Genomic DNA, 4,724 nt, shown 5'->3' on the forward strand with positions numbered 1-4,724 from the left:
ACGCCCCAATTCCTAATTTAATTGTCAAAAATCCCGCAAATAAACATGTACAGTTGATTTATTGTCTAAAAAACTGGGTATGCATTGATACAAACAATAAAAAAGGCAATTACAGTGCAAAAGCACACTCGCTCTATAAAGTCCTTAAACGCCATTTAAACGCCATTTTGGGTGGTGATGATGCTTATCATAACTTTATCGCTAAAAACCCCTACAGCAAGCAATGGGACGTTGTTGGGATGCGTTCAACAAGCTATGAGATGTATGAACTTGCTCGAATTTCAGAACTAGAAGTTAAAAGCACAACATTCATTGAGCGACTACAATCGAAGCAGACAGATAAAGCACTCAAACAAGCATCAGATCGTGCAACAGTAGCCAAAGGGGAGCGTAATAACTTCTTGTTCAATACTGTACGTGTACGTGCTTATTCACTCTATAACAAGCATTCAAAGGATTGGACAAGACAGCAGTTTGAGAATTGCATTAATGATTTTGCTCAAGAATTAAATCAAACGAAATGCAGTCCGCAGCTAGAGATTAGTGAAGTTGCTACGATTTGCCACAGTATCGTTAGCTTTTGCTATGGCTCGTTTGGTGAACATCAGAAATATACCAAATCAGAAATTAGTGAGATAGCGTCAAAATGCGGAAAAAAAGGCGGTAAAGCTAAAGGCTACAAGTACGCACAACAACGGCAACAAGCTCGAAAACTGCATAAAATGGGCAAAAAAGCTAAAGAAATAGCTCGAATTACTGGGTTAGCAATAAGTTCAGTCTACAATGCAATAAATGGTTCAAAACAGCCAAAATTAGCTCAAAAACCTATAAAAAACACCTCCCAAAAACCTATTGAAAAAACTATTAAATATCATTGCTTTAACCCCCTATTTTTTACAAATAGCTATCAGTGTAGTGTGCTCTTGGTAAAAGAATTACGTAGTAATTCTCATCCCATAGGCGAGCGAAGCGAGCCAAATCCTTTTTTAAAGCCTTTAATTCTTAAAACTTCAAATATTCAAACTGTGAAACTCTTTAATCAATTAAATATTTAAGCTTAGTCGTAAGCAAAGAGTTTGTTTTTGCTTTTCCCCCCTCAAACAACTCATCTCTTGATTTAGTCCAGTACCACAATTCACAGCTAGCCTTTGTTTTGTGCTTCAACATTTGTACCAAATCTTGAATGCACGAAAACAAGATGCTATCGTGAATTAAGCAAGCCTACCCTGTAGCCACAAAAACACCTCCACTACGTGTAGGATGTTTGTTGTGTCACAGGAGACTTGTTAGGGGTTTCACCCCTAAGACCCCAACCATTGCGAATCCAATTTAGGGAAATGTCATGGCAAAGAAAGAACTAAAAACTGAAGTTAAACGACTACGTTTAACGGAACTAGAAGCTAAACAACTAGAAAAATATTTAGATGACCATGACCTAAACTTTAGTGAGTTCGTGAATGCTTTTATTGGTCAAAAAATTATGTCTGAATTTCCGACTGTTTTGGCTGAACCTTTGGACGTTACAGCCGACAGTAAAAGATCAAAATTAAAGATAGTTCGACAACCGCCAAAGACAGACCCAGCTTTATTATTTCAGATCGGCAAAATTGGCAACAACTTGAACCAAGTTGCAAGGTCGTTAAACCTAATTCAAAAGGATAAAAAATTAATAAATGACTTTTCCTTTTTTGAATGCTTACACACGCTAAGCCTTATACAGTCAGACATACACGAAGTTATAGGCGATTTACCAAAGATCACACGTACAGAAGAAGCAGTCAGCCGAGCAAGGGAAAGAGCATTAAAAAAATCGAGAGGTGAAGTCCTCGATGTACATTAAATTTTTGGCACATGGCAAAGGTGACCCATCAAAAGCAAGCAGTTATTTAATTGATGAGGTTGACCATCTCAACCGCCCACGTCCTGATATTCAAGTTTTGCGAGGAGATCCGCAGACATTTACCGCTTTAGCACAATCAATTCAAAATGATTGGATCTATACAAGCGGTGTTATTGCTTGGTCAAAGTCAGATAATCCAACAGATGCAGAAGTTAGTGAAGTATTAGACGAATTTGAAAAACATGCTTTTGCAGGATTACAGCCAAACCAATACCACTTTACCGCAGTGCTGCATGAAGAAGATGACGGCTCCAAGCATGTACACTTTCTTGTACCACGCATTGAATTAGAAACAAAAAAGGCCCTCAACATTGCGCCCCCAGGTCATGAAAAATATTTCGACCCTCTCCGGGACTACTTTAATTATTCAAAAGGATGGTCACGACCTGATGACCCGACTTTACAGCGTGATACGCAAACCCCTGATCATGTCCATTTTCAAGATAAATCAGCAGTCCGAGCAGGTTTAAAAAATAAGGCTGTAAAAGACATTCGTGAAATCGTTGGAAGTTATATAGAACAACGTGTTGAGCATGGTTTTATCAGAGATAGAAAAGACGTTTTAGATGCTGTTTCAGAGCTGGGAACAGTGACCCGAACAAGTGATCAATTCATTTCATTAAAAATTGCTGGTGCAGATAAGGCGATACGCTTAAAAGGTGCATTTTATGAGTCAGAATTTAGTATCGAATCTTACTTTGAGAATCGAACAAGAGAAGCAGATGATGTCAGCACACCAAGCGGACATCGAGTTATTTCAGCAGAACACAAGCAATTTGCTTTGGAAAACAGTGAAAGAGTTCAGGAACTTTCAGCAAGACGTTCAAAATACAACACAGACCGCTACTTCTCACTTGGCACAGACAAGACAGAATTTAGGCTTGATCGAGACAGAGAGCCTGAATCTACTCAACACATTGAAAGAACAAGTACAGCAGAGCCAAGTACTACAGCAACAGAGCCAAGCATTACAACAACAGGCACAACAGCTCATCATTTCAACGCAGGAAAACAGTACACAGCAGAACGAGCAGATCAAGCACATCAAATACATGCTGATAGCGGTAATTTCTCTATTAATCCTTTTGCTTTTAGCAGTTCTGGTGAAGTAAATGAACGAATTAAAAACATTGATGAGCCAACAAGTCGACTTGTTGAAGAATCAAATCGAAGAACAGAACAAGTCACTGAAATTGTCAGAGAAGTACACGAAGCAATTAATCGAACAAAACGAGCTTTTGATTCAAGAGAACCAAGTCAAATCAGAGTTAATTTTGACGCTGAAAGAGCAGATAGCAAACATCAAATTGAAGAAACCATCGGACGTTTTTTTACAGACGTTCGAATCCAACATGAATCAGCATTTACAAATGCAGTTAAAGAAAGTGTTAGATCAATCGAACCTACAGCATACGGTCAATCAAGTTATTCAGAACAAAATCAGTCCATTACAGCAACAACTTTCGGAACAGATATTGAAACTTTCATCACTGAATACAGCATCAAACAAAGGGATGAACGTAGACGAGCTGTACAACAAGATACAGAGCTTAGAAGAATCAATCAGCAACTTGGGGAAACAGATAGAAAACTTAATGTAATTAGTAGGTTACTTGATCATCCAAAATTTGCAATCCGTCCAAAATCAAGTATTGAAATGACAGACTATTTCAAAAGTATTGGCTATCGTTCACCAACTGCTAAAAATATTCATTCTTGGTCTGAAAAACAGCATGAATCCTTTAGAAAAGGAGATATAAACCAAGTCGCTTATTATATTGGCTGTAAATACAATGAATTGAGCCATTTTAGTCGGTATGAAAAAGGTTTAAATCGAGATGAAATTGATATTGTTCAGAAGAATTTACGCAATGATGAGCGCATAATTGATTTTATGAAGAAAAAGGGCTGTCATTTGAATTATGACAATCGAGAACGCCTAGATCGGACGTTTAAATTAGAGCGATATGCAAATGAAAGTCGCTTAAATGATCTTGTTCAAAAAGAAAATACAGTACAGCCGATAGTTCAGGTGAAACCTGAACCTAAAGCAATTGATCAAGATAATGGATTCACAATGTAATTGACCCTTTATTTTTCTGCGTAGCAATGTTTTACATTGCTGTACTCGAAAAAAAAGTGTCTTAATTTTGAAAAAATTGCAGGTTTTGAGGTGGTAACAGATTTATTTTTGCGAATTTTCAACGAATGAGAAAAAAAATCTTGCAATAGTTGTAGAGTAGCTTCAAATTGAGAGCAATTAGATACATTTTCTTGAATTAGAAAAAGTACAGACCAAAAAAAAGCCCCAGTTTTCGACGACACGTGGCTTCTTTTTGGCTTCATCAGTCGACTTGTTAGTAACTGAATCCACAATGTATTCCCATATTATGCGGTGGATGCAGTGAATTAACAAGTCAAAACTATAGACTTGTTTATGATAAAAACTGTAACAGCGTTTAATTTACGCAAAAAAGCCCTGATTTTTGAAGAACAACAGACTAAAAAGTCTGATCTTGACGCATCTCTTAGCGTTTTTCGTCTTTCAATTCCTGATAATTGCCCACTTTGGACTTCAAAAATCGCACTTGCAGGTGAAAAGCCTTGTTGGTTTCATAAAGATGAGCCTGATTTTGCTGATTTCGCATACTTAAAAACTGCTACAGATTTTAAAGTCGGCACACTGATCATAGATATAGACAAACCTATTGCAGACAGTATCGAAGCCCTCATTTATGGCACTTTAAACGCCCCAATTCCTAATTTAATTGTCAAAAATCCCGCAAATAAACATGTACAGTTGATTTATTGTCTAAAAAACTGG

General features: G+C 37.3%; 4 protein-coding genes. All 4 read left to right on the forward strand.

The annotated features are described in order from the left end of the window. On the forward strand, nt 1–1,055 hold a 1,055-nt coding region (locus HX124_RS17655), incomplete at its 5' end, for a replication initiation protein (protein ID WP_286384395.1). Between the two features lie 287 nt (nt 1,056–1,342). Further along, nucleotides 1,343–1,840, forward strand: coding sequence for a plasmid mobilization relaxosome protein MobC (gene mobC / locus HX124_RS17660; protein ID WP_286384396.1), 498 nt, complete (start codon nt 1,343–1,345; stop codon nt 1,838–1,840). Next, entirely contained in the window at nt 1,830–3,983 is a 2,154-nt protein-coding gene (locus HX124_RS17665) for a relaxase/mobilization nuclease domain-containing protein (RefSeq protein WP_286384398.1), read from the forward strand. Before mobC ends, HX124_RS17665 begins: the two co-directional genes overlap by 11 nt. Nucleotides 3,984–4,337: 354 nt before the next feature. Continuing rightward, the coding region (locus HX124_RS17670) for a replication initiation protein (protein WP_286384399.1) at nt 4,338–4,724 on the forward strand (387 nt) is incomplete at its 3' end.

This window comes from Acinetobacter sp. 226-1, assembly GCF_030329325.1.
Lineage (GTDB): Bacteria > Pseudomonadota > Gammaproteobacteria > Pseudomonadales > Moraxellaceae > Acinetobacter > Acinetobacter sichuanensis.